The sequence below is a fragment of the Streptomyces sp. Wb2n-11 genome (assembly GCF_001049855.1).
Lineage (GTDB): Bacteria > Actinomycetota > Actinomycetes > Streptomycetales > Streptomycetaceae > Streptomyces > Streptomyces altiplanensis.
This window is the reverse complement of sequence record NZ_CVPB01000001.1, coordinates 720,993-745,007: the sequence shown is the minus strand read 5'-3', so window position 1 is coordinate 745,007 and position 24,015 is coordinate 720,993. Positions and strand designations below refer to the sequence as shown.

Below are 24,015 nucleotides of genomic sequence, written 5' to 3'. Positions count from 1 at the left end.
AGCAGTGGAAGCAAACTTCTGCAACTCTGGTCAGCAGATGGTCAACTTGCTTCACTCAAAGGCCAGTTGCATTGTTATTGACGGTTGAACATGAGCATATGCGCTCCAGCGTACGCAGGTACTCAACAGGAGGCCGAGCATGACCGTAATCTCGCCACGTCGACTGGGTCAGCCATTACCGACCATGCCCTTCTACTGCCCGGTCCCGTCCGTCATCCACCCGTCGGCCCAGGCGCTCAACGACCTGACCGTCCGGTGGATGCTCCAGCAGAACCTCGACGCGGACGATCATCAGCGCGGGCGACTCGCACTCTGCGACTTCGGCGGTCTGACGGCTTCGACCATGCCGTACGGGCAGCCCGGCCCGCTCGCCCTGATGGCCAGGTTCCACGCCGTACTCTTCTCGTTCGACGACGGTGTGTGCGACGAGGCCTATGCCACCGCGGATTCCCTCGCCCAGGAGACGGCCCGGATCGTACGGGCCGTAGAGGCCCCGACCGCCCACCGCCCGGACGAGTCGCCGCACGCGGCGGCACTGTGTTCACTCCGGCTGGAGCTGGAGCTGGAACGGTACGCGTCCCGGCAGCAGATCCGCCGCTGGACCGACGCCATGCGCGTCTACACCTCGGGGCTGGTGTGGGAGGCGGCCTGGCGCCGCAAACCGGAACTGCCCTCGCTCGACGACTACGTCACGCTGTGGATGAGGGCCATAGGAATGGCTCCCTCCACCGCGATGATCGAGATCGTCGCCGGATATTCCGTACCCGACGACGATCTCGAGGACCCGCGTGTCCGGGCACTCACCGAGATCACCTGGACGCTGGTCAGCTGGGACAACGATCTCTACTCCCGCAACAAGGAGCTGCTGCGGGCCAACGACGACCTCAATCTGATCGACGTCCTGTGCCAGGAACTCGGCTGCGATCCGCACCACGCCCTTCAGGAGGCCGTGGCCATGCGGGACCGCGTGATGGTGCTCTTCCTCCGGCTGCGCGACCAGGTGCTCGAGGACGCGGGCAGTGAGCTGCGCCGGTACGTACAGGGGCTCGGCCAGTTCATCCGGGGGCACCTCGACTGGGCCTCCGTCTGTCCCCGCTACAGCGTTCCCTCGGCCTCGGAGGGCAAGCCGGACGGGTGGTGGAAGCAGCGTCCGGCCGACGACAGCTTCGAGCCGCTTCCCCTCCCGACGATCTCCTGGTGGTGGGACCAGCTGGCGGTCAGTAGCCGCGCCACCAGCGGGTGACCGACTGCCACATCCGCTTCGGTGCCGCCGGTCTGCGCTGAGCCGGAATCACGGCTTGCGTCTGCGCCGCCGAGGACGACGAGGCGGCGGGGGCCGGCATCGGGGCGGACCGGGGCACCGGCTCCGGTTCCGGCTGCGGCGCGCTCGCCCTGGGCGGCGATTCCACCTGCCAGTCCGGGAGCGGTGTCACGCGCGTCATCGCCCCCGGGGAACTGACGACATCCTGCGGCGGACGCGCGGCGAACTTGGCCGGGAGCGCGATCAGATGCCTGGAGAGGAGCGAACTGCGCCACCGCAGTTCGTGCTCCTCCACGGCGAGCTGAAGGTCGGGAAGACGCATCAGCAGCGCGTCGATGCCGGTGTCGGCGATGGCGCGCCCGATGTCCTGCCCCGGGCATTCGTGCGGTCCGCTGCTGAAGGCCAGGTGGGCGCGGTTGCCCTGCATCGAGGCGTGCGGATCGGGCCGTACCACCGGGTCGACATTGGCGGCGGCCAGCCCGACGATGAGGGCGTCGCCCTTCTTGATCTGCTGACCGCCGAACTCCGTGTCACCGACGGCCCAGCGGCCGAAGATCGTGGTGAAGGGCGGCTCGTCCCACAGGGTCTGCTCGACCGCCTCGGGCAGCGTCATGTGGCCGCCGCTGAGCTGGGCGCGGAAGCGCGGGTCGGTGAGCACCATGCGCAGTACGTTGGCGATCAGATTCGCGGTGGTCTCGTACGCCGCGATCAGCACCAGCCGCAGGTGCTGGCTCACCTCGTCGTCGGTGAGCCCGGCCGGGTGCTCGACGAGCCAGGTGGTGAAGTCCTCCTCGGGCGTGATCCTGCGCCGGGCCACATGCTTCCTCAGCACGTCCATCACATAGGCGTTGCTGGAGTTCGCCGTCGCCGTGCCCTTGATCATGTCGCGGGCGCACTGCACCATCCGCTCGTTGTACTCCTCCGCCATGCCGAGGATCTGGCACATCACCATCATCGGCAGGTGCTCGGCGAACCGGCTCACCAGATCGGCCCGGCCGTCCTGGCAGAACTCGTTGACCAGCCGGTTGCTGAAACGGTTGATGTGGCGGCGTACGCCCCGGTGGTCGATGCGTCCGATGCTGTCGGTGACCGCGCCGCGCAGCCGCTCGTGTTCCGCGCCGTCCGCGAAGACGCAGAGGGGCTGCCACGTGAAGATGGGGGCCAGCGGATGGTCGGGGGGTACGGTGCCGTCCTTGACGAGACGCCAGTGGCGCGAGTCACGGGAGAACTGTGACGGGGTGCGGGTCATGTGCTGGTTCTCGGTGTGGCCGAGGACCAGCCAGGCCGGTACGTCGTCGTTCAGCAGCACGGGCGCCACCGGGCCGTGCTCGGCGCGCAGCTTCTCGTACAGGCCCATCGGGTCGTTCTCGTGTTCGGGCCCGTACAGCCTGCGCAGGCCGCCCGGGCCCCTGCCGACGGTGGCGTGGGCCGGGCATCCCGGGGGCGGAAGTGCCCCGTCGTCCGCTCCGGGTAGATGGTGGAAAGGGGTGGTCACGGTCACTCCAGGTATCGGGCGATCAGGCCGGCGGTTACAGGGACAAGGAGTGCAGATAGCGCATCAGCGTCAGGAGGACGTCGCGGCAGGAAGCGCGCCCTCGCGCGTCGCAGTCCACTATCGGCACTTCGGGGGGCAGGTCGAGGGCGGTCCGCAACGCCTCGACGGGGTGGCGGGGTGCGTCGGGAAAGGTGTTGATGGCGACGACGAACGGCACACCGCGCTCCTCCAGGCGGCCGATCACGTCGAAGCTGACTTCGAGCCGGCGGGTGTCGATCAGCACCACCGCGCCGAGAGCGCCCTCGAAGAGGCCGTTCCACAGGAACCAGAAGCGCTCCTGGCCCGGTGTGCCGAAGAGGTAGAGGATCAGTTCGTCGCTGATGCTGATCCGGCCGAAGTCCATGGCCACCGTGGTGGCGGTCTTGCCCTCCAGGTTGTCGTCGACGCCGACCCCGGCCTGCGTCATGGTCTCTTCGGTGGTCAGCGGGCGGATTTCGCTCACTGAACCCACCATCGTGGTCTTGCCGACCCCGAATCCGCCCACGATCACGACCTTCACCGCGGCCGTGGCCGTGGTGGGGAGGACGTCCTCGCGGCGTGGGCCGGTGATCGTCTCAGAGTTTCTGAAGTCCATGCATCACCGCTTCGAGAAGGGACCGGTCCGGCAGAGCGGCGCGGACGATGGGCGCCCGCGACTCGACCAGTTCGGTGGCGAGGAGGTCGGTCAGCAACACGGTCACCACGCTGAAGGGCAGACTGAGGTACGCGGAGATCTCGGCGACGGACAACGGCGCCCGGCACAGCCGCAGGATGGCGGCCTGCTCCGGCTGGACCGTCGGTGTCGGCTCGGTGCGGGCGACGACCATCGTGACCAGGTCGAGAGGGGCCCGTTCCGTGCCGTCCGGGCCGCCGGTGAGGACGTACAGCCGTTCCGGGTCCCCCGTTTCGCGGGGTCGCCGTTCTCGTTGGGGCGGACTCATACGGTCTGCCCGTCATGGCGCGGAGGGCTCGTCAGGTGGGCTCCGATACGGATGACCAAGTCCCGCATGCGGGCCCCCATGAGACCCGCGTCCACCGTCTCGTCGGCGAGTACCGCGAGGTACGCCCCGGTTCCGGCTGCCATCAAGTAGAAGAGACCGCCGTCGACTTCGATGACGACGAGCCGCATCTTGCCCTCGCTGTGCGGGATCTCGGCGGCGACGGCCGCGGCGAGGCTCTGGAGCCCCGCGCATGCTGCCGCGAGCCGGTCGGCGACGTCGGGGTCGCCGCCGTGCCGGGCGATGCGCAGTCCGTCCGCGGACAGGACCACGATCTGCTGGACCTGCGGCACCCCGTCGGCCAGCTCCTTGAGCATCCAGTCGAAATTCGCCCGCTGCTGGATCACTTGAGATCTCCCTTGTCCAACGCATCGTCAGGTTCGTCATCGGCCGACGGGTCCGACGGTGTCCCGTTGAACCCCTTGGTGAAGGCTTCGAGCCAGAGGCCCGGCTCCGGTTCCTTGGCCGCGCCGTTGGCCTGGCCGTTGAGCGGCGTCAGGGGCTGCGACTCGGCCGGCACCATGTGGGAGCCGAGCGGTGCGCGGCCCCGGCTGCGGCGCTGCGGAAGCCCGTTCGCCGTCCATTCGGTCACCTCAGGGACGTCCTCCTGCCTGGCGACGGGGACAGGGGCGGGGGAGGGGGCGGGTACCGGGCGTTCGGGCCGGGCGGCCGGCCGCAGCTTGCGCCTGGGGATGCGTGCCTCTTCCGCGCTCGACAGGCCGGACGGGCCCTGCCGGGGGACCGCGGTGGCGCCGATGCCGTGGGCGATGCCGGGGGCGGGGCCGGTGGTGATCACGTCGCGCGGCACGATGAGCACCGCGCGTACCCCGCCGTACGCGGACTGGCGCAGCGAGACCTTCAGGTCGTACATCTGGGAGAGGCGGCCGACCACGGCCATGCCGAGCCGAGGCGTCTCTCCGAGGTCGTTGAGGTCGATGCCGGCCTGGGCCTGGGCCAGCATCCGTTCGGCCCGGCCCCGGGCCTCCTCGCTGAGGCTGACGCCACCGTCCTCGATCTCGATGGCGATGCCGGTCTGCACCTCCACCGCGGTGACGTGCACCCGGGTCTGCGGCGGCGAGTAGCGCGTGGCGTTGTCGAGGAGCTCGGCGCAGGCGTGGATGAGCGGTTCGACGGCCGTGCCGATGACGGCGACCTTGGCGATCGAGTGCAGGTCGACCCGCTGGTACTCCAGGATGCGGGACATCGCGCCGCGCAACACGCTGAACAGCGGCACGGGGTTGGGCCACTGGCGCCCGGGGCGACCGCCGCCGAGTACGGCGATGGAGTCGGCGAGCCGGCCGATCAGCGAGGTGCCGTGGTCGAGGCGGAGCAGGTCGTCGAAGACCTGGGGGTTGCGCCCGTGGTCCTCCTCCATCATCCGCAGTTCACTGGACTGCTGGTGGACGATGGCCTGTACGCGGCGCGCGATGTTGACGAAGGCGCGCTGCGCGGAGTCGCGCATCGCCTCCTCGGTGTCGACGATCTCCAGGACGGAGCGCACCAGGGCACGCTGCGGATCGCGCAGGTCGCGGTAGGCCGGGTCCCCGTCCACCGCCATCCGGATCACCTCGGCGGGCGACTGGCCCTGGCGGAGGAGGTGGATGGCGTTCGGCAGCAGCTCCTTGCTGAGCCGCAGGGTCTCCTCGTCGTGTCCGGTGACGCGCTGTTCGAGGAAGGCGAGGCGTTTCCCGTACTCCGCGCGCACGGCCCGGCCGCGGCGGACGGCTTCGGCTGCGGTCGCCGTCACCACCACGGTCGCCAGGGCACCGAACCAGACGACCGGTATCCGGGCGGGCTCCGGTACGAGGAAGAAGGCGGCGACGGTGGCCGCGGCCATCAGGAGGGCGGGTGGCACAAGCGCGCGGAAGAAGGGGGACTCTCGGTCAGTCGGAGGTGATTCAACACGAACCATGTAAACCCTCTGGCGGTCGATGCGGGGATGTATTCGAACTATCAAGACACTTGCGAACAAGTGCGTGATTTCATATCAACTCGGCGCGCTTCGAGTGAGCTTAGTCAGACCGGATCAGTGCGACGGCATATTCACGCAACCCTCTGCACGGGCCTTGCCGACGGTTTAGACTCGCCAATTTTGCACACTGGGCTCGCAGTGGTGAGCAAGGAGTAACCGAACGGGTGATGGATGGACCTGTGTACGCCGAAGGCCGCCCCCGCGGTGGCGGGGGCGGCCTTCGGCGTACGGGTGGAAGGTGAGGGGAGAAGGAGAGAAGGGGAGAGGCGGGACGGGGCGGAGAGAGGATGGGGAGGGCGGGGGAAGCCCCGCCCCACGGGTCAGGCGATGGACGCCGAAATGATCGCCGCCACCGCGATGTTGCACGACGCCGTCACCCACACCGCCGGGTGCGGCTCGTTCTGGACCAGTGTTTCGCCCAGCTTCCCCGGCGTCACCAGGTCGACGACCAGGAACGCCATCGCCATCATCACGAGTCCCAGCACCCCGAACGCGGCCGTCGACACGAGCCCCTTGCCGAAGTCGTCGTACGTCGTCCAGATCGAGGTGAACACGACCCCGCCGATGCCCAGCAGGGCCGAGCTGAGCAGAAGCGCCGCGTTGCGGTTGCGCTCCTCCCAGATCTGCCGGCCGAGCTTGCCCGGCGTCAGGGCGTCCACCAGGAATATGCCGAGGGTCAGCAGCACCACACCCACGGCGCCGTAGGCGGCGGAACGGCCAAGTCCGTTGACGATGTCTTCCATTGGTCCCAGTCTCCGCAGGTGAAGTCGTTCGTGGTCGAGGAGAGGCAAAACCTATCGCACGGGCTGCCGGAGCGGCCGGACGGGTTGTGGGGCGGCGCAGCGGCGTCCCGCAAGAGCGATTACGATCCGAACTCATGAGCGCTGCTGACCAGGAACGGGCCCGGGAACAGGGCGAGGACGGCCCCCCGCCCGTACGGACCGGCGGCCTCGCGCCGCGTCAGGCCAGGCGGATGCGCGTCGCCGCGGCCTCGGTCCTGATGGTCGCGGTGGCGGCGGTGCTGGTGGTGCGGCTGGCGAGCCGGTCGTCGGTCCTGGTCGTCGGGGTGTACGGGCTGGCGCTGATCCTGTGCGGGGGCGTGATCGAGCTCAGCCGGCGTGGGCGTACGCGCCTGGGCACCTGGCTGCTGGTGGCGGGCCTGGCGGGGGCGGTCGCGGCGGACGTGTTCTTGATTCCGTGACCGGTCGCCTCCGCGCACCCTTCCGGCGGTGCGTCCGGGGCGGCAGCGGCGGGCATGGGTGATCTTGACGACTCATCGTCAAGACCCTGAGTCCGGCTCCTGGAACCGATCAGGGCCAGGACCGCGCACACTCCACCGCACGGGAGGCCGCATGGCAGCCGTAACCCACTCCCCCGCCGGCGCCCTCGCGCTCAGCTCTCCCGCTCTCGTCCGTCCGGGGCGGGCCGCTGCGCCCCTTCTCGTCCCCCCTGCCCGCCGCGAAGCCGGACGCCTTGCGGGACCGGCACGCCACCGGCCCGGAGCAGGCGACCGGTGCCCTCCGGCCGACCGTACGCCCGTCACCCGCACACCGGGCGTGGTTCGCGACGGCACGCCCGACAACGTTTTCCTCACGGAGGTCTCGCGCCGACCGGGGCCACCGAGCCGTGGGGGCGGGTGAGGCAGTACGGCTTCGGCACCCTGGCGGCGATCGGATCGGGCGCCGGGGAGCCGGCCGTGCGGGAGCGCAAGGCCGTGGACGCCCGCGCGGGCCGGCCACGGGCCCGAACGCGGCTCGGCGCCACGGGAGATGATCCGCCCGAGGCGCCGAAGCCGGTTTTCAGGGCCTGAAGGCCCCGGGACCTCTTAGTCGAGGTAGTCGCGCAGGACCTGCGAGCGCGACGGGTGGCGCAGCTTCGACATGGTCTTGGACTCGATCTGGCGGATCCGCTCACGCGTCACGCCGTAGACCTTGCCGATCTCGTCCAGCGTCTTGGGCTGGCCGTCGGCCAGACCGAAGCGCATGGACACGACGCCCGCCTCGCGCTCCGAGAGGGTGTCCAGGACCGAGTGCAGCTGCTCCTGCAGGAAGGTGAAGGAGACCGCGTCGGCCGGGACGACCGCCTCGGAGTCCTCGATGAGGTCACCGAACTCGCTGTCGCCCTCCTCACCCAGCGGGGTGTGCAGCGAGATGGGCTCACGGCCGTACTTCTGGACCTCGATGACCTTCTCGGGGGTCATGTCGAGTTCCTTGGCCAGCTCCTCCGGGGTGGGCTCGCGGCCCAGGTCCTGGAGCATCTGGCGCTGCACGCGGGCGAGCTTGTTGATGACCTCGACCATGTGCACCGGGATGCGGATGGTGCGGGCCTGGTCGGCCATCGCGCGGGTGATCGCCTGCCGGATCCACCAGGTGGCGTACGTCGAGAACTTGAAGCCCTTGGTGTAGTCGAACTTCTCCACCGCGCGGATCAGACCGACGTTGCCCTCCTGGATCAGGTCCAGGAAGAGCATGCCTCGGCCCGTGTAGCGCTTGGCCAGCGAGACCACGAGGCGGAGGTTGGCCTCCAGCAGGTGGTTCTTGGCGCGGCGGCCGTCCTCGACGAGGATCTCCAGCTCACGCCGGAAGACCGGGTCCTGCTCGTCCTCCTCCTCCAGCTTGTGCTCGGAGAAGAGACCCGCCTCGATGCGCTTGGCGAGCTCCACCTCCTGCTCGGCGTTGAGCAGCGGCACCTTGCCGATCAGCTTCAGGTAGTCCTTGACCGGGTCGGCGGTGGCGCCGGCGACCATGACCTGCTGCGCGGGCGCGTCGTCCTCGTCCTCGTCGGACAGGACGTAACCGTCACCCTGCTGCGGCTGCTTCGTGGGCTTCTCGTCCGCGTCGTCACCGGCGACCGCGTCCTCGGACCAGGCGTCGGGCTGCGGCTCGTCGGGAGAGGCCGCGGCCTTCTTGGCCGCGGTCTTCTTCGCGGTCGTCTTTTTGGCGGCGCGCTTCGCCGGGGCCGCGGGGGCCTCTTCGTCAGCGGCGGAGCCCATTACCGATATTGACGGGGGAGCCGCCGGCGAGGCCGCCGAAGCGGTCTTCTTGACGATTTTCTTGACGGCGGTCCTCTTGACCGGACGCTTCTCCTCGTCCCTCGCGGCGGTCTTGCGCGCACGCTTGGCGGGCGCCTTGGCCGGAGCCTTGGGCGCGGTCACCATCAGCGTCACGCCCTCTTCGTCGAGGACCTGGTTGAGGCTGCGCAGCACCCGCTTCAGCTGGTCCGCGGGGATGCTGTCCGCCTCGAAGGCGTGGCGTACGTCGTCGCCGTTGATGTGACCCTGCTCCTTGCCGCGCTCGATGAGCGCGACGAGGGAAGGGGATTCCGCAATCTCCTGTGGGAACGGGCGGGACGGACTGACCGACACGAGGAGCCTCTCGTAGCAAAAATGATGACGAGGCGAGGTCGCATGACGTAATGGACGGCGCGACGACACCTGTGGGTTCATCGCACGCTCTCGCCATTTCGTTACGCCTTGAATCGAGTGACCTGAACCACTTTCCTCAAACACCCCCGTCAGGACTGCTCCGGTAGCGTGATGCCATGATCACCGGCACCGGCCACGTACTGATACTCGGCGGTACGACGGAAGCCAGGCAGCTCGCGCGGACGCTGGCCCCGTGCCCCCTCCTGCGGGTGACGACCTCGCTTGCAGGACGGGTGACACAACCAAGGATGCCTGATGGCGAGATTCGCGTCGGAGGCTTCGGCGGCCCGGGGCCGATGGCTGCCTGGCTGAGCGAGCACCGGGTCGCCGCAGTGATCGACGCCACACACCCCTTCGCCGCCGTGATCAGCGCGAACGCGGCCGAGGCGACGACCGCCGCGGGCGTCCCGCTGGTCGCGCTGCGCCGCCCGGGCTGGCAGCCGGGGCCCGGTGACCGCTGGCATTTCGCCGACAGCCTCCAGGACGCGGCGGCGCGGCTGCCGGCGCTCGGCCGCCGGGTGTTCCTCACCACCGGCAGGCTCGGTCTGGCCGCCTTCGCCGGCCTGGACGCGCTCCACTTCCTCGTACGGTCCGTGGAGCCCCCTCAGCCGCCGCTGCCGCGCCACACACGGCTCCTGCTCGACCGCGGCCCGTACACCGTCGAGGGCGAGCGGGAACTGCTCCGGACGTACGCCGCCGACGTCCTCGTCACCAAGGACAGCGGCGGCCCCGCCACCGCCGCGAAGCTCACCGCGGCCCGCGAGCTGGACCTGCCGGTCGTCGTCGTACGCCGTCCGCTCCCGCCGCCGGGGGTGCGCACCGCCCCCGACGTGGCCGGGGCGGTGGCGGAGCTGGAGCGGCTGGGGTGCCTCAGTCGCGGCGCAGCAGATAGGTGTCCATGATCCAGCCCTTGCGGGCGCGGGCCTCGGCGCGCAGCGCGAGGATCCGGTCCGAGACCTCCGAGAGCCGGCCGGAGACGAGGATCTCGTCCGCGGTCCCGACGTAGGCGCCCCAGTAGATGTACGGATCGTCCTCGGCGTAGCGCTGGAACACCTGGTGTGCGTCGAGCATCACCACCACGTCGTCCGCGCCCTCGGGCCAGCCCTCCGCGAGCCGGCGGCCCGTCGTGATCTGGACCGGCTTCGCCACCCGGTTCAGCCCGGTGCGATGGCGTGCGACCAGCGCTGACACGCTGCTGACGCCGGGTACGACCTCGTGGTCGAAGGTCACCGTCCCGCGCTCCAGGATCTCCTCCAGGATGCCGAGCGTGCTGTCGTACAGCGCCGGATCGCCCCACACCAGGAACGCGCCGGTCTGGTCGTCCGCCAGCTCTTCGGTGATCATCCGCTCGAATATGTCGGCCCGGCGGCTGCGCCAGTCGCCGACCGCGGGGGAGTAGTCGGCGCCGCCGGCCCGGCGGTCGCGGTCCGGGTCACGCCCCGCGACCAGCCGGTACTCCCGGTCCGCCGCGATGTGCGCGTCGAGGATGTCGTGCCGCAGCCGGATCAGGTCCGACTTCTCCTCGCCCTTGTCGAGGAGGAAGAAGACATCCACCGCGTTGAGCGCTTTGACGGCCTGGATCGTCAGATGGTCCGGGTCGCCCGCGCCGATTCCTATGACATAGATCTTTCTCACCGCACGGAGTCTGCCGCATCGGGCCCGTCCGGTCGCCCGCGCAGGCGCGGAGCGGTCCCGGCGGCCGGTACGGGCTCCGCTTCCCGCTCGACACGGTCCGCCAGCGCCTCGGCCCAGGCGCCGAGCTCGCGGATGCCGAGCCCGTAGGGGCGTGCGTCGCCGTACGCGGCGATTCCGGCGGCCCCGCGCCGCAGCAGCGTCGAACCGCCGCTCCTGTTGCCCCGGGCGGCGTGGGTGAGACCGACCGCGAGCTGGGCGAGGCCGCGCCACAGCGGGCGTTCCGCTTCGGGACCCGACTTCCAGGCGTCCTCGAAGACCTCGTGGGCGTGGAACGGCATTCCGGCGTCGAGCAGCCGCTGCGCCTCGCGCACCGTGTCGTCCCCGGTGCGCACCACTCCCTCGGGCTGTCTGGCCACGCCCTGCGCCCCGTACGGCAGCGGCCGCCCGAGTCCGTCGCGCGGCCGCGCGTTGCGCGCCCGTCCCTCGGGGTCGCGGTCCCTCCTGCTCTGCTCCGTGTCGTCCATCCGCCCATTGTCACCCGCTCCGGTTCCGGAGTGCCGTGCGCAGACGGCTCCGGGACGGCCGCGAACTCGAACGCTCCGGAGAGGCGTTGGAGGTCCGGGGCCACCGCGACGGGCAGTGGATTCGGGACCACTCATGGAGTGAGGTATTGTTCTGTTGCGCGCTCAGCCAGGGTAAACCCCAGGTCAGGCGGGCAACGGGACGTGGCGCAGCTTGGTAGCGCACTTGACTGGGGGTCAAGGGGTCGCAGGTTCAAATCCTGTCGTCCCGACTCGAGAGAGTCGCAGATCAAGGGGCCGTTTCAGAGCAATCTGAAACGGCCCCTTGGCCGTTCCCGGGGACCGGCCGGGGAGCAACCGGCTCGACCGCGTCAGCGGGCGGCCACGATCGGGCTCGGCAGGGAGCGCGGGGTGCGCACCACGCCGAGGGGCGCGGAGAGGGCGGCGCCGACGACGGTGATCTCGTGCACGTCGGGGTGCGGGTGCCCGTACCCGGGCTTGGTGACACCTCGTCCCAGCGGGTGGCGTCAGCCAGGACCGAGCCCTCGGCCACCACCCGAACAGTCCTGGCGACGGCCGTGCCGCGCCACCGGGACCGTTCCGGCACTCTATGGTCTGGCTCTCATCGGCCCCGACCCTCCGAGGTGCGGACATGACGGCAAGGCGGTGGGACCGCCGGGGGCCGGTCGTCGCGGCCCTGACCGAGGCGGCGGTGCTGCTGACCCTGTTCGGGTTGTGGCAGCTGGCGGGCCACCAGTCGATGACGAGCGCCCACCGCGCCCTGGACCGCGCCCTTTGGATCCACCGAACCGAAAGCGACTTCGGGCTGCCCGACGAGGCGATGGTGCAGCGCACGGTGCTGCCGCACCCACGGCTGTTGGCAACAGCCAACTATTACTACGCCGTGATGCACGTTGCCGCGATGGCCGGCATGCTCCTCTGGGTATTCCTCCGGCACCGGCCGCACTACGGCCGGGTGCGGAACACGGTGGCTCTGGTGACCGCGGTCTGCCTGCTCGTGCAGTTCGTTCCCGTGGCACCGCCGCGGATACTGCCGCAGAACGGTTTCGTGGACGTCGCGGCGCAGTACGACCAGTCGATCTTCGGACGACCCGTCGCCGGGGTCGTCGTGAACGAGTTCGCCGCGATGCCGTCGATGCACGTCGCTTGGTGTGTGCTGGTCGCGGCTGCCGCAGTCCGGATCAGCAGAAGTCGCTGGCGGTGGCTGGGAGTGGCCCATGCCGCGGTCACCCTCGCGGTGGTCGTGGTGACAGCCAATCACTTCTGGGCGGACTGTGTGCTGGCCGTGGCGCTGGTACTCCTGGGACACGCCGCTCGGCGGAGTACGGCTGCGGCGCGGCGCCGATGGCGAAAGGCCGTTTCACCGGGCCGTACAACGGCCATGGAACCCGGGGCACCTGAATGCCCGCTCCGGTGAGTATCCACAGGGTCTTGGAGAACAGCGGTTCCAGCACTCGACGCGGCGTCGGAAGGACCACCGCGGTGAGCGCCATCCGAATGGCGCGCAGCATCCTTCGGGATGCGGGAGGACAGATCTGGTATTCCTGCGATGGCAGCACATTGACGAGAAGACTCGTCCCGGCACCAACGCTTGAGAACAGCGCGCTGTCCATGGGCGAAAGGGAACACCACCATGCATGACCTCTCCTGCCGGTCTCTCGTCGAATTGGTGTCGTACCACTTCGACATCGACGTCGACAGGCTGCGTCCGGACACCACCTTCGAGGAACTGGAGATGGACTCCCTCGCCTTGATGGAACTCGTGGTCGTCATCGAAGGCGAGACCGGAATCCGAATCCCCGACGACCTGGTGGGAATCGGCCCCGACGCGACGATCAGCGAAATCGCCGACGCGGTCAAGCGGATCGGCGAGGGCGCCGTGCTTCCCGATGGACGGGTTCCGCACGAGGGCCGGGCCGTGCCCCGCGCCGATGCGGCGATCCAGCCCGGGGGAGCCCGGGTTGAGTGATCAGCGAGTGGCCGTGACCGGGCTCGGACTCGTGACCCCCGCGGGCGACAGCCCGCAGGCAGTCTGGGAAACCCTGTGCGCCGGCCGTTCGCTGGCAGCCCGTGACCCTGCCCTTGCCGGCCTGTCCGTCGACTTCTCCTGCCAGGTGAGCGGATTCGACGCCGTCACGGAACTGGGCGTCCGGATGAGCCGGCGCCTGGACAGATTCGCACATCTGGGACTGGCAGCTGCCCGACGGGCGGTGCGCGATGCCGGCCTCGCTCCGCACGAGTGGGCCGCGGAACGCGTCGGCGTGGTGCTCGGTGTGAGCAGCAACAGTCTGCAGACGTACGCCCAGGAATTCTCGCAACTCGGCGGGGGCCGCCCGAGCGCCGTGTCACCCCTCGCCCTGGCCCGCAGCATCCCCAGTCAGCTGGCCGGTGAGGTGGCCATCGACCTGGGTGCGCGAGGTCCCAATTTCGTGACCACCAGCGCCTGTGCCTCCAGCATGACGGCCATCGGCGTGGCTCGTGACCTGATCCGGGCGGGTACTTGCGACATCGTTCTCACCGGTGGCGGCGAGTCCCCGCGGGCACCGATGAACGTGGCGTGCCTCACGCAGATGAAGGCGCTCTCGCGGGAGTGCCCCGCGGGCCCCGGCTCGGCCTCGCGGCCCTTCGACGTCGACCGGGGCGGCCTGGTGCTGGGCGAGGGGGCAGCCGTCCTCGCCCTGGAGTCGGCCGCCCACGCCCGGGCCCGCGGGGCACGGGTACGCGCGTTCGTGCGCGGATACGGCGCCTCGGCCGATGCGTACCATCCGATCGCGCCTCATCCGGGTGGGCGCGGCGCGGAACAGGCGCTGCGGAGCGCACTGGCGGACGCCGGTTGCGCGCCCGCCGACGTGGACCACGTCAGTGCGCATGGCACCGGTACACGGAGAGGCGACGCCGTGGAGGCCGACGTCCTTCTCCGTGTCTTCGGCACGCCACCGGTGGTCACGGCGGCCAAGAGCGTTGTCGGGCATGCCATGGGTGCCGCCGGCGCGCTCGCCACCGCGTTCACCCTGCTGGCCATGGAACACCAGGCCGTTCCTCCCACGGCCAATCTGGCGGAGCAGGAGGCGGGTCGTGAACTCGATATTCCGACGGGGCGGCATCGCCGCCTGCCAGTGGGGACAGCTGTCGTCAACGCATTCGGCTTCGGCGGCCAGAACGCCGTGCTTCTCCTGACGGCGCCGTGACGAAGCCGTCCGATGCCGCCGCCTCGTTGCTGACCTCTCCCGCGAGGGAAACGTGCCGGGCCGACACGGTGTGAACCTGTCAGCAGGCCAGCGCGCCGACGATGGCCTCCGCCGCTTTCGCGATCTCGTCCTCGCTGTGGGCGCTGGTCACGCCGATCCTCAGACGTGCTCCCCCGATCGGTACGGCAGGGGGGAACAAGGGGTTCACCAGGAGGCCCTGTTCGAGCAGACGGGTGGCGATGCGTGCGGTGTCGTCGACGCGCCCGATGTGGACGAGCACCACATGCGCACTGGAGGCCCCGATGTTCACACCGGCGTCTTGGAGGCGTTCGCGCAGCGCCTTCGCGTTGGCGGCGTTCCGGGTACGCAGGGCGAGGCCTTCCGCCGCGGCCACCCGCACCGCCGCGAGGGAGGCGCCGACCGTGGCCGGGGCCAGGCCGAGTGAGAGCAGGTACGCCCCGGCCGTGTGGCGTACGAGGCGCATCGCCCGGTCGCTGCCACAGGCGAATCCCCCTGTACTCGCGAACGCCTTGCTCATGGTTCCGGTGATGACGTCGACACGGTCCAGCACTCCGAGGAGTTCGGCAGCGCCGCGGCCGCGTGGTCCCACCGCTCCACCGGCGTGCGCCTCGTCGACGATCAGCAGGGCTTCGTGGCGGTCCGCGAGATCCGCGATGCCGGCCAGCGGGGCGAAGTCGCCGTCGGCGCTGAAGAGCCCGTCGACGACGATGATCCGGCGGCGCGCGCCGGTGGCCTCGACGAGTTTTGCCGCCAGGTCGTCCAGGTCGTTGTGGCGGAAAGTCATCAACTGAGCCCCGGACAGACGGCCGCCCATGGTGATCGATCCGTGGTTGAGCTGGTCCGAGAGAATCGCGTCCCCGGGACCCGCGAATGTCGTCAGCACCCCGATGTTGGCCTGCATGCCGGTCGGAAACAGTGCCGCAGAGGGTTTGCCGAAGAACTCCGCAAGGGCGTGCTCCAGGCTGCGGTGAAGTTCGGTGTATCCGCCGACGGGCTGCGTGCCGTAGCAGTGCGTACCGAACCGGTGGAGGGCGTCCACGGCGGCACCGACGACGGCGGGATGTCCGCTGAGCCCCAGGTAGTCGCATGAGCCGAAGACCGTGACCATGCGGCCGTCGGCCAGTCGGGCACGGGTGCCGCGGGGCTCGGAAATGACGGGGAACAGTGGGTAGTGCCCCTGTTCCTGCCAGCGGTCCACGGTGTCGAGCACACTGTTGAGGGCGGGGCCGAAGTCCATGTCCGTACTGGTCAACGAGCTGCTCCAATGTGTCCGGCCAGTTCGGCGACCAACTCGCCGAGGGGCAGGCCGGGCGTCAGCCGCTCCGCGAAGCGAAGCGGATCGATGACGACCCCGAACCGGGTCTCGAGAGCGACCAGCGACTCGGCCAGGAGCAATGAGTCCAGCCCCAGGTCTTCGAGGGTGAGGGAGTCCGGCAGCCGGTCGGGGGCCACACGGATCCTGGTCGCGAGGACGTTCTTGATCGCTTCGCCCAGGTCTTCCGGGCTGAGGCGCGCGGCAGGTGAGGGCTGCAGGGCGGACGAGAGTGGCTGCACATCCGTCACGGCTGGGCTCCCTGTGCGTTTCTCGGTCACGGTACGCCGATCCGCCGTCGGCTCATTCTGAGTGGCCGTCATATTACGCACGGCGACCGTCGAAAGTGGTGACGTGGCTATGTGGCCACATCGCGGGAATCCGGTTGCCGCCTGCCGGGCACTCCGTCGGCCCCGTGCGAGACGTACGCGGCGGCGAGTCGTGTGCGCTGCACCTTGCCGCTCGCGGTCCGTGGCAGCAGGCCCCGGGCGACGACGAAGACATCACGGACCGGCATGCCGAATTCCCTCAGCACGGCAAGGCGTACCGTGTCGGCGATGCCCGGCGTGTCCTCGCCGGACTCCGCGTCTCCCGCGCCCCTCGCGGCGGAGACCGGGGAGCCGCTGATCTCGAGGAACAGGACGACGCTCTCGGCGGCTTCGTCCTCCGGCGTGACCGGGACGACCACCGCAGCCGTTACCGAGGGAGGGCACGCCGCCAGGGCGACCGCCTCCAGGTCACCGGGCGCGTACACCATGCCGGCGTGCTTGAACGTCTCCTTCAGTCTGCCGACGACGAAGAGCTCGCCCTCGGCATACGCCCCGAGGTCTCCGGTGGGGACGAAGCCGTCGGGATGGACGGGCTCCCATCGGCCGCCGGTCACCATCCGGGCCGTGGCGGCCTCCCCGCCGACATGGATCTCGCCCACACAGCCGTCCGGAAGCGCATCGCGCCGTCCGTCGAGGGCCGTGACGCGTACCCGTGTCCCCGTGACGGCAGTGCCGTGGCCCACCAACGACTGGGTGCCGACCGGAGGGGAGCCTGCGGCGCCGTGCGGGGCCTCGGAGGCGACCAGCCGGCCTTCCCCCAGGGCTCGGCGGTCGAAGACCCGTACGGTGGTGGGAGTGAGCGGTCTGCGGGCGGCCACCGCGACGCAGTTCTCGGCGAGGCCGTAGGCGGGGAGCAGTACATGGGGCTTGAGTCCCTGCGGGGCCAGCGCCCGTTCGAATTCCGCGCACAGGGCGGGGGTGATTCGCTCCGCGCCGATGAGGGCCACCTCAAGGGCCGACAGGTCGAGGGCGGAGGGGCGGGTGAACCGCTCCCTCGCCCTGCGTCCCGCCAGTTCGTAGCCGAACGGGGGGCCCGCGGTGTGCGTGGCGCGGAAGTCGGACAGCTCCGTGATCCAGCGCAGCGGGTCACGGACGAAGGATTCCGGCGGCAGCGCCCGGACCGACGATCCCGAGAACAGACTGCTGGCGAAGCAGCCGATCAGGCCCATGTCGTGCGACAGGGGAAGCCAGAACACCCCGCGCCCGCAGTGGTACCCCACCCTGTCGTTCAACGCGGTGAGGTTGACGGCGAGATTGCGGTGCGTGAGCAGGATGCCCTTGGGGGCGGAGGTGCTCCCGGAGCTGAACTGGAGCAGCGCGGCGCCGTTCGGGTCGAGCGCTACCGGCGGCGGAGGCACGGGTGCGGAGACGGGTGTCGGGGCGGCCGGGACGAACTCGCCCACGGGAAGGGCGGTGGTGGGCAGTCCCGCGTCGCGGGCCAGGCCGGCGTACGCGTCCGTACCACCGGGCGGAGTCAGGCACCAGCGCGCCCTGCCCAGGGCCATGGCGTCGCGGGCCCGGAGGGCGTGCTGGCTGCCGGGCCGTGGACGTGCGACGGCGCGCAGCGGCACCAGCACACCTCCCGCGGCCTGGACACCCACGGTCGCGATCATGGTTTCGAGCGTGGTGTGCATGACCAGCGCGACGTGGTCACCGGTGCGCACCCCGCGCTGTCGCAGACCGAGGGCGCATGCCACCGCCCGGTACCAGAAAGTCCGGTAGTCGATCACTTCCCCGGCGTGCGCGCCATGGTCTGCCGCGCACAACTCGCCGGCGATCCCGTCGCGGGCGTGGGCGTACACCGCCTCGATCAGGGTGCTGTGAGGGAGGCTGTCGATGTCGGGCATGGTGTGACCTCTTCACGCTCGGGTGCGAGGGGGATCGACGTCGGCGACCGTGACGGGGAGCGTCCGGACTGAGCACCCATTTAGCCAGGCTTATGTCTGCTATTGTCCAGTTTCGTGGATATTGTGACGGTGTCTCCGGTGCGCAACCGGGCGCAACGGAAGGCCTTCGTCGAGTGCGAGTACGCGTTGCACCGCGCGGACGCCTGCTGGGTCCCACCACTGCGCCGGGACCGGTACCGACTGCTGTCCCGCACCCGGAACCCGTTCCTGTCGTTCGGCGAGGTGGCGCTGTACCTCGCCCGCCGCGGCGGCAAGGTGGTGGGGCGCATCGCCGCCGTGCACGACCCCCGCTTCAACCGGCACCACGGAACCCGTGACGGATTCTTCGGCCTCTTCGCCTGCGTCGACGACCCCGACGTCGCCCGCCGGCTGTTCCAGGCAGCCGGCTCCTGGCTCATCGGGCGGAACATGACCTCGATGGTGGGTCCGGTGAACTTCTCGACGAACTACGAGTGCGGGGCCCTCGTCGACGGGTTCGACCTGCCGGCGGCCCTGCTCATGCCGTGGAACCCGCCGTTCACCCCCGTGTTGATCGAGAGCTGCGGTTTCACGGCCGTCCAGGACCTTCACGCCTGGGAGTGGGCATGCGTGCCCGAACAGCCCGAGGCACTCGGCCGTGTCGCGGCGGCGGCGGTACGGAGGGGCGACATCACCGTCCGGACCGTCGACGTCCTCGACTACGCGGCCGAAATGCGGCGGATCCGCGACCTCTACCACCGCGCCTGGCAGGACAACTGGGGCTTCGTCCCCATGACGGGCCGTGAGTTCCAGCACCTGGCGGACCAGTTGCGTCCGGCGCTGCGCCCCGAACTGGCTCTCGTCGCCGAGGTCGCGGGCGAGCCGGCGGGTTTCTCCCTCACCCTCCCGGACCTGGCCCCGGCCTTCCGGGCCGCCGGAGGACGTCTGCACCGGTGGGGCGTGCCCACGGGGCTGGCCCGGATGCTGCGCGCGTCGCGCCAGGTCCGGCGCGGCCGGCTGATGGCGCTGGGCGTCGTCGAGGAGTTCCGGAACTCAGGAGTGCTTCCCGTGCTCCTGGCGGAGACCGAGCGGGCCGCCCGCCGCCTGGGCTACGAGGCTGTCGAGATCTCCTGGGTCCTGGACAGCAACAAGCCGGCGCTCCGATCGCTGCGGGCGGCCGGCTGCCGCCGCACCAAGACGTACCGGATCTACCGGCGCGAGCTGCGGCACGGATCGTACGAGCAAGCCCTGCGAAACCACTGAGGACGGCCCATGCGTGTTCTGGTCACCGGCGCCACGGGATTCATCGGCCGACGGCTCGCCCGCCGTCTCGTGGCGCGCGACCACGAGGTGACGGCGATCGTGCGCTCCACCTCCTGTCTCGGCGTCCTCCCGCGGAAGGTGCGCCTGGTGCAAGGAGACCTGGCCGACGGAAAGGGCCTGGCTGAGGCAGCCAGGGACGCGGAGTGCGTGCTGCACTTGGCCGGAGTGGTCAAGGCACCGCGCGCGGAGGGTTTCGACCGGGTCAACGCGACGGGTACCCGTCGGCTCGGTGAGCACCTCGCCGCGCTCTCCTCCCCGCCCCGCATGATCCTGTGTTCCTCGCTCGCCGCCGCCGGCCCGTCGGCTCCGGGCCGGCCCCGGCGGGAGGAGGACCCTCCGGCCCCCGTCTCCCGGTACGGCCGCAGCAAGCTCGCCGGGGAGCAGGCTCTCCGGGAGCTGGCGCCGGACCTGGGGACCGTCGTCATCCGCCCGCCGATCGTCTACGGGCCGGGCGACCCGGCCTTCGTCCCCGCGCTGGCGGCGATGGTCCGGGCGGGCGTCGCACCTCGTCCGGGCAGGGGCACCTGCCGGTACTCCCTCGTACACGTCGACGACGTGTGTGCCGCGCTGGAGGCGGTGATGGAACGCGGCGGGACCCTGTCCCGGGATGATCCGGCGGCCGGCGTGTACACGGTCTCCGACGGGGTGGAACATTCGTGGGGCGGCCTGTGTGCCGCAGTGGCCCGTGCGATGGGCCGCAGGCCCCCGCTGGTGGTGCCGGTCCCGGCCCCGGCCGTACACGGTGTGGCCTGGCTGCTGGAGACGGCCGCCCGGCTGCGCGGCCCCGGGGCGTTCCCGGCCGCCAACCGGGACAAGGCGGTGGAGGGGCGTTGTCCGGGGTGGACCTGTTCCACGGACAAGGCGGCCCGCGAGCTCGGTTTCACCTCTGCGGTGCGGCTGGAGGCCGGCCTCGCGGCGATGTTCGACGACGGTGGCCGCGGGCGGGCGGGATGCTGACCCCCCAGGCCGTCCCGGACGGCACGTGCGGACCGGACAGAAGGAACTCCTCTTCCGGCCCGGACCGAGCCGGGCCACCGAAGCGCCGCCTGGGCGAGCAGGTGGCCGGGGCCGTGGCCGAGGGACTGACGTCGGTGCTCGCCCGTCTGCTGCCCCCGTCTGCGGACCACGCCCGCCTGTGCACGGCGCTACGGCACTCCACCAGCGACGGTCTGCTGGGCACCCGATGCGAGATCGACCTCCGGAGAGCGCCCGGTGGATGGCTCGCCGATGGCCGTGCCGACCATGTACTCGGACTGCCGGAGGCCGACGGAACGCTGGTGGAGGCCACCGGTGCGAGAGGTGACACGGTGCTCGTTCTGCTGCCGGCCGACGCCTGGGGGGCCGAGCGCGGCGAGCACCGGCCGTCCCCGCTCCCCGGGGCGTCATTCGGTTCCGTGCGGCTGGACTCGGTGTCCGTCCCGGCCACGGCCGTCGTCCGACTGGGCCCCGCCGATGTGCACATGCTGTACGAGACGGTCGCCGCGACCCGGCTGAGGTTGGCGCACTTGGTCACCGAACTCGCCGCGGACGCTGTCGAGGCGCTCATCGACCACGTGGTCCGACGGCCGTTCGGCGGCGCTCATCTCGTGGACAAGCAGGTGGTGCGCCACGCTCTGGTGGAGGCGACGGCGCGGGTGAGGATGTGCGAGGCATACCTGGCACGGGTCGGCACCCGCTCGCGTACGACCTCGGCACAGCGAGAACCCTGGACGGAGGGGGAGCCGGCGGCGCCGGCCGCATGGTCCTCCCGCGACGCCGCACTGCGCGCGGCGGCCTACGTGGCACTTGCCGTCCCGCAGGCCGTGGAGGCCTCCTGCCAGCTCCACGGAGGCTACGGCTTCCTCGAAGAGCAGTGGATCGCCCGGGCCTACCAGGACTCCGTTTTCGCTCCCGTCCTGCTGGGCGGCCTGGATCGGCTGGAACGGGCCGCCGGACTGCCCTTCCCCGTCACCGTGGAAGCGGCCGCCGAATGACCGTCCCCTCGCTCCGTGCAGACTCGATGGCCGCGTTCCACGCCTCGGCGCGCACTCTGGTGAGGCACCACCTCGCGCCGCACCTGATGGATTGGGAGACGAACGGCGGGGCCACCCGCCGGCTGTTCGACGTCGCCGGTCGCGCCGGGGTGTTCGGCGTACCCGTTCCGGTCCGCGACGGTGGTCTGGGTCTGGGGCTCGCGCACGGCATCGCCTTCATCCGGGCCGTCAGCCGCTACGCCGCCGGCGGGGTCTGCACGAGTTTGTGCGTGCAGACGCACGTCACCGTGCCCCTGCTGCTGGGGCACGGCAGCGAGGAACAGAAGCAGACCTGGCTGCAACCGGTCCTGAGGGGCCGTGTGATCACCGCTGTGGCGATCACCGAGCCCACCGGAGGGTCGGACCTTGTCAACAGCACAGCCACCCGGGCGGTTCCCACTGGCCGGGGATGGCTTCTCGACGGCGAGAAGACCTTCATCACCAACGCGCCGCTCGCCGACTGCCTGTTCGTGCTGGCTCGCACCGACGCCGGAGCCGGCGCTCTCGGAATGACGTTCTTCCTGGTGCCGGCCGATCTCCCCGGTGTTCAGGTGCAGCAGCTGGGAACCGTGGGGCTGCGCAGTTCACGCACCGGCCGCATCCGGTTCACAGGCTGCGAACTGCCGGCGGAAGCCGTGCTCGGCCGGCCCGGCCTGGCCATGGCGTACCTGGCTCAGGTCCTCGGGGAGGAGCGGCTCGCGATCTCCGCCGGTGTGCTGGAGTGCGCACGGTGCTGTGTGGAGCGTACTGCCGCGCTTTCGGCGGTGGCCACCTCACAACGAGCCCGTGCCGAACTCGCCGGATGGCTCGTGGAGGTGGAGGCCGCAGAAGCGTTTCTGGACGCTGCCGTAGAGCGCTTCGACGACGGCGCGGGCGACCGTCTCGATGCGGACCTCGCCAAGACCATGAGCGCACGGCTCGCCCAGCGGGTCGTCAACGGATGCGCCCGGCTCATCGGTCCCGACGCTTTCAGCGCCGCGGGCGCCGGGAGCAGTCTGCTCCCGGCGCTGCGGGACGTCCGGGTCCTGAGCGTCTTCGGGGGGAGCTGCGAAACGGTCAGGGACAGCGCCGCCGCGGAGATCCTGCGAGGTGCTGCCGCCCGCCGGCGGACCGCCCCCCTCGTGCCGGCCGGGAGCCGGCATGCGTAGATGCACGGCCCGCTCCCGCACCGCACCGCTCCCGCGGGCCACCCGTCGACGCCCCGTCACTTCGGGCCCGTGGTCTCTGCCACACGCCGTCCCCACCAGGAGAATCCATGCAACGTCCCGTTGGTGACCCTTCACAGGACGACGAGTCCGTACTCCGGGAGCTCGAGTCCGTCGTCGCCACCCACCTGGACCGGCACCTTTCGATGGCCCAGGAGTGGTTTCCCCACCAGTACGTGCCGTGGAGCCGCGGTCAGGACTTCGACGGACCGCTGCAGGGCCGGCCCTGGGAGCCCGAGCAGTCGGCACTGCCTGCGCACGCACGTTCCGCCCTCGTTCTCAGCCTGCTCACGGAAGACAACCTGCCGAGCTACCACACGGAACTGATCACCGAGCTCGGCCGCGACGGAGCCTGGGGCGAATGGACCCGTCAATGGACGGCCGAGGAAGACCGGCACAGCACCGCCCTGCGGGATTACCTGCACGTCACACGTGCAGTGGACCCAGTGGCCCTGGAGCGCCACAGGATGCAGCACATGCGCACCGGCTACACCCGCGAGTACCCGGGGTCGGTCATCCATGGCATCGCCTATGTCATGGTGCAGGAACAGGCCACCCGGGTGGCGCACCGCAACACCGGAAGGATCAGCGGCGACCCGGTGTGCGAGCGGCTGCTGTCACGGATCGCGGCGGACGAGAACCTCCACATGGTGTTCTACCGCGACCTCCTGGCCGCGGCCTTCGACCGGTATCCGGACCGGACCATGCACGCCATGAGGGACGTGGTCCGTTCCTTCCGGATGCCGGGGCACAGCGCTCCCACCCTGCGGTCGGCGGCCCGAAGCATCGCCGTCTCCGGCATCCTCGACCGGAACGTACTGGTCACTGAAATCCTTCAGCCGCTTCTTCGATCGCTGCGGGTGTTCGAGCGCACCGACCTGACGGGCGAAGGGGAGAGCAGCCGCGAAAGACTCGGGCAGCACCTCGAGCGGCAGAAGACCATGATCGAACGGTCCGCCCGATGGCGTGCCGACCGAGGCGTGAAGGCGGCCCCGGCCGTCCGGGACCAGGCATGGCCAGGCCGGGAAGCGGGTCAGCCGACGCGGACTCCCTGACAGCCGCCGCATCGCACCGCAACACGAGATCCCGGACGTCTCCTCCGGCTGCGGCCAGAAGGAACAGCGCCTGGGAGCCGGTACTTTGACGGCCGGGCAGGCCGCGGGGCAGGAACCTTTCCCCCCGCCGAGCCCCGTGGGCACGGAGCGCCACGCCTTCGGGCCCGCATGAATTCACTCGAACGGGGCACTCGGGCATTCCTGGAATGCGGAGAGCGCCACAACCATGACGGAGCAGCCGACCGAACCGGCCGCACTCGCCCGCGTCGACCACCTGCGGGCATGTGGCTCTCCGGAGACAGCCTGCCGCAGTTGCGTGCGGCCGGCGTGCGGACCGCT

23 protein-coding genes and 1 tRNA gene are annotated in these 24,015 nt (G+C 70.5%); 12 read left to right on the top strand and 12 right to left on the bottom strand.

The annotated features are described in order from the left end of the window. Positions 1 to 184 precede the first annotated feature (184 nt). Entirely contained in the window at positions 185 to 1,243 is a 1,059-nt protein-coding gene (locus tag BN1555_RS03260; RefSeq protein ID WP_093797684.1) for a terpene synthase family protein, read from the top strand. Here the strand turns inward: BN1555_RS03260 and BN1555_RS03255 are convergent. The 6 genes from BN1555_RS03255 to BN1555_RS03230 all read right to left on the bottom strand — a co-directional run bounded on the left by BN1555_RS03255 (position 1,218) and on the right by BN1555_RS03230 (position 6,508). Further along, positions 1,218 to 2,756, bottom strand: coding sequence for a cytochrome P450 (locus BN1555_RS03255; RefSeq protein WP_093797682.1), 1,539 nt, complete (start codon positions 2,754 to 2,756; stop codon positions 1,218 to 1,220). The two genes, BN1555_RS03260 and BN1555_RS03255, sit on opposite strands and share 26 nt — an antisense overlap. Positions 2,757 to 2,790: 34 nt before the next feature. After that, entirely contained in the window at positions 2,791 to 3,390 is a 600-nt protein-coding gene (locus tag BN1555_RS03250) for a GTP-binding protein (RefSeq protein ID WP_093797680.1), read from the bottom strand. Beyond that, complete coding sequence (locus BN1555_RS03245; RefSeq protein ID WP_093797678.1) at positions 3,371 to 3,736, bottom strand: DUF742 domain-containing protein; 366 nt, start codon at positions 3,734 to 3,736, stop codon at positions 3,371 to 3,373. Before BN1555_RS03245 ends, BN1555_RS03250 begins: the two co-directional genes overlap by 20 nt. Continuing rightward, on the bottom strand, positions 3,733 to 4,140 hold the full coding sequence (locus BN1555_RS03240) for a roadblock/LC7 domain-containing protein (RefSeq protein WP_093797676.1): 408 nt from the start codon (positions 4,138 to 4,140) through the stop codon (positions 3,733 to 3,735). Before BN1555_RS03240 ends, BN1555_RS03245 begins: the two co-directional genes overlap by 4 nt. Further along, positions 4,137 to 5,705, bottom strand: coding sequence for an ATP-binding protein (locus BN1555_RS03235; RefSeq protein ID WP_093797674.1), 1,569 nt, complete (start codon positions 5,703 to 5,705; stop codon positions 4,137 to 4,139). The genes BN1555_RS03240 and BN1555_RS03235 overlap by 4 nt, the downstream gene beginning before the upstream one ends. Before the next feature lie 380 nt (positions 5,706 to 6,085). After that, on the bottom strand, positions 6,086 to 6,508 hold the full coding sequence (locus BN1555_RS03230) for a DUF350 domain-containing protein (protein ID WP_093797672.1): 423 nt from the start codon (positions 6,506 to 6,508) through the stop codon (positions 6,086 to 6,088). A gap of 134 nt (positions 6,509 to 6,642) precedes the next feature. Here BN1555_RS03230 and BN1555_RS03225 point away from each other — a divergent pair, with 134 nt between their 5' ends. Next, positions 6,643 to 6,966 carry a hypothetical protein gene (locus BN1555_RS03225; protein ID WP_093797670.1) on the top strand — a complete coding sequence of 108 codons (324 nt, stop codon included), beginning with the start codon at positions 6,643 to 6,645 and terminating at the stop codon, positions 6,964 to 6,966. Between the two features lie 624 nt (positions 6,967 to 7,590). On the opposite strand, the gene BN1555_RS03220 is transcribed toward BN1555_RS03225, so the two are convergent. Next, entirely contained in the window at positions 7,591 to 9,129 is a 1,539-nt protein-coding gene (locus tag BN1555_RS03220) for an RNA polymerase sigma factor (protein WP_093797668.1), read from the bottom strand. 176 nt (positions 9,130 to 9,305) lie between these two features. On the opposite strand from BN1555_RS03220, the gene BN1555_RS03215 reads away from it, so the two are divergent. Beyond that, a complete protein-coding gene (locus BN1555_RS03215) occupies positions 9,306 to 10,091 on the top strand; it encodes a cobalt-precorrin-6A reductase (RefSeq protein WP_093797666.1) in 786 nt (261 codons plus the stop codon). Here the strand turns inward: BN1555_RS03215 and cobF are convergent. After that, positions 10,060 to 10,824, bottom strand: coding sequence for a precorrin-6A synthase (deacetylating) (gene cobF / locus BN1555_RS03210; protein WP_093797664.1), 765 nt, complete (start codon positions 10,822 to 10,824; stop codon positions 10,060 to 10,062). The genes BN1555_RS03215 and cobF overlap by 32 nt on opposite strands. After that, positions 10,821 to 11,348 (bottom strand): DUF309 domain-containing protein, encoded by a 528-nt coding sequence (locus BN1555_RS03205; RefSeq protein ID WP_093797662.1) that lies wholly within the window; start codon positions 11,346 to 11,348, stop codon positions 10,821 to 10,823. The genes cobF and BN1555_RS03205 overlap by 4 nt, the downstream gene beginning before the upstream one ends. Positions 11,349 to 11,543: 195 nt before the next feature. On the opposite strand from BN1555_RS03205, the gene BN1555_RS03200 reads away from it, so the two are divergent. The 4 genes from BN1555_RS03200 to BN1555_RS03185 all read left to right on the top strand — a co-directional run bounded on the left by BN1555_RS03200 (position 11,544) and on the right by BN1555_RS03185 (position 14,554). Next, positions 11,544 to 11,617 (top strand) — tRNA-Pro (locus tag BN1555_RS03200). A 380-nt stretch (positions 11,618 to 11,997) separates the two neighbouring features. Beyond that, positions 11,998 to 12,783 (top strand): phosphatase PAP2 family protein, encoded by a 786-nt coding sequence (locus BN1555_RS03195; RefSeq protein ID WP_255305848.1) that lies wholly within the window; start codon positions 11,998 to 12,000, stop codon positions 12,781 to 12,783. A gap of 216 nt (positions 12,784 to 12,999) precedes the next feature. After that, complete coding sequence (locus BN1555_RS03190) at positions 13,000 to 13,335, top strand: acyl carrier protein (RefSeq protein ID WP_093797660.1); 336 nt, start codon at positions 13,000 to 13,002, stop codon at positions 13,333 to 13,335. Beyond that, positions 13,328 to 14,554 carry a beta-ketoacyl-[acyl-carrier-protein] synthase family protein gene (locus tag BN1555_RS03185; protein ID WP_093797658.1) on the top strand — a complete coding sequence of 409 codons (1,227 nt, stop codon included), beginning with the start codon at positions 13,328 to 13,330 and terminating at the stop codon, positions 14,552 to 14,554. Before BN1555_RS03190 ends, BN1555_RS03185 begins: the two co-directional genes overlap by 8 nt. Positions 14,555 to 14,633: 79 nt before the next feature. Here the strand turns inward: BN1555_RS03185 and BN1555_RS03180 are convergent, their stop codons facing one another. The 3 genes from BN1555_RS03180 to BN1555_RS03170 form a co-directional block, all read right to left on the bottom strand. Next, positions 14,634 to 15,827: an aminotransferase class I/II-fold pyridoxal phosphate-dependent enzyme gene (locus BN1555_RS03180; protein ID WP_141662804.1), complete on the bottom strand. Its 1,194-nt coding sequence runs from the start codon at positions 15,825 to 15,827 to the stop codon at positions 14,634 to 14,636. After that, entirely contained in the window at positions 15,824 to 16,138 is a 315-nt protein-coding gene (locus tag BN1555_RS03175; RefSeq protein WP_176709937.1) for an acyl carrier protein, read from the bottom strand. Before BN1555_RS03175 ends, BN1555_RS03180 begins: the two co-directional genes overlap by 4 nt. A gap of 107 nt (positions 16,139 to 16,245) precedes the next feature. After that, on the bottom strand, positions 16,246 to 18,063 hold the full coding sequence (locus BN1555_RS03170) for an AMP-binding protein (RefSeq protein ID WP_093797652.1): 1,818 nt from the start codon (positions 18,061 to 18,063) through the stop codon (positions 16,246 to 16,248). A gap of 114 nt (positions 18,064 to 18,177) precedes the next feature. Between BN1555_RS03170 and BN1555_RS03165 the strand changes: the two genes are divergently transcribed. The 5 genes from BN1555_RS03165 to BN1555_RS03145 all read left to right on the top strand — a co-directional run bounded on the left by BN1555_RS03165 (position 18,178) and on the right by BN1555_RS03145 (position 23,676). Further along, a complete protein-coding gene (locus tag BN1555_RS03165) occupies positions 18,178 to 19,344 on the top strand; it encodes a GNAT family N-acetyltransferase (protein WP_218058173.1) in 1,167 nt (388 codons plus the stop codon). A gap of 9 nt (positions 19,345 to 19,353) precedes the next feature. Then, entirely contained in the window at positions 19,354 to 20,361 is a 1,008-nt protein-coding gene (locus tag BN1555_RS03160) for an NAD-dependent epimerase/dehydratase family protein (RefSeq protein WP_093797650.1), read from the top strand. A 113-nt stretch (positions 20,362 to 20,474) separates the two neighbouring features. Beyond that, the gene (locus BN1555_RS03155; RefSeq protein WP_176709936.1) at positions 20,475 to 21,377 is read left to right on the top strand and encodes an acyl-CoA dehydrogenase family protein; all 903 of its coding nucleotides are present in this window, start codon (positions 20,475 to 20,477) and stop codon (positions 21,375 to 21,377) included. After that, a complete protein-coding gene (locus BN1555_RS03150; RefSeq protein ID WP_093797646.1) occupies positions 21,374 to 22,564 on the top strand; it encodes an acyl-CoA dehydrogenase family protein in 1,191 nt (396 codons plus the stop codon). Before BN1555_RS03155 ends, BN1555_RS03150 begins: the two co-directional genes overlap by 4 nt. Positions 22,565 to 22,671: 107 nt before the next feature. Further along, positions 22,672 to 23,676 (top strand): acyl-ACP desaturase, encoded by a 1,005-nt coding sequence (locus BN1555_RS03145; protein ID WP_093797644.1) that lies wholly within the window; start codon positions 22,672 to 22,674, stop codon positions 23,674 to 23,676. Positions 23,677 to 24,015 lie beyond the last annotated feature (339 nt).

Excerpts from the sequence above, each read along its gene's own strand:
- BN1555_RS03260 (WP_093797684.1), top strand. The coding sequence starts at position 185 with ATGCCCTTCTACTGCCCGGTCCCGTCCGTCATCCACCCGTCGGCCCAG.
- BN1555_RS03250 (WP_093797680.1), bottom strand. The coding sequence starts at position 3,390 with ATGGACTTCAGAAACTCTGAGACGATCACCGGCCCACGCCGCGAGGAC.
- BN1555_RS03245 (WP_093797678.1), bottom strand. The coding sequence starts at position 3,736 with ATGAGTCCGCCCCAACGAGAACGGCGACCCCGCGAAACGGGGGACCCG.
- BN1555_RS03235 (WP_093797674.1), bottom strand. The coding sequence starts at position 5,705 with ATGGTTCGTGTTGAATCACCTCCGACTGACCGAGAGTCCCCCTTCTTC.
- BN1555_RS03230 (WP_093797672.1), bottom strand. The coding sequence starts at position 6,508 with ATGGAAGACATCGTCAACGGACTTGGCCGTTCCGCCGCCTACGGCGCC.
- BN1555_RS03225 (WP_093797670.1), top strand. The coding sequence starts at position 6,643 with ATGAGCGCTGCTGACCAGGAACGGGCCCGGGAACAGGGCGAGGACGGC.
- BN1555_RS03215 (WP_093797666.1), top strand. The coding sequence starts at position 9,306 with ATGATCACCGGCACCGGCCACGTACTGATACTCGGCGGTACGACGGAA.
- BN1555_RS03205 (WP_093797662.1), bottom strand. The coding sequence starts at position 11,348 with ATGGACGACACGGAGCAGAGCAGGAGGGACCGCGACCCCGAGGGACGG.
- BN1555_RS03195 (WP_255305848.1), top strand. The coding sequence starts at position 11,998 with ATGACGGCAAGGCGGTGGGACCGCCGGGGGCCGGTCGTCGCGGCCCTG.
- BN1555_RS03190 (WP_093797660.1), top strand. The coding sequence starts at position 13,000 with ATGCATGACCTCTCCTGCCGGTCTCTCGTCGAATTGGTGTCGTACCAC.
- BN1555_RS03170 (WP_093797652.1), bottom strand. The coding sequence starts at position 18,063 with ATGCCCGACATCGACAGCCTCCCTCACAGCACCCTGATCGAGGCGGTG.
- BN1555_RS03160 (WP_093797650.1), top strand. The coding sequence starts at position 19,354 with ATGCGTGTTCTGGTCACCGGCGCCACGGGATTCATCGGCCGACGGCTC.
- BN1555_RS03150 (WP_093797646.1), top strand. The coding sequence starts at position 21,374 with ATGACCGTCCCCTCGCTCCGTGCAGACTCGATGGCCGCGTTCCACGCC.
- BN1555_RS03145 (WP_093797644.1), top strand. The coding sequence starts at position 22,672 with ATGCAACGTCCCGTTGGTGACCCTTCACAGGACGACGAGTCCGTACTC.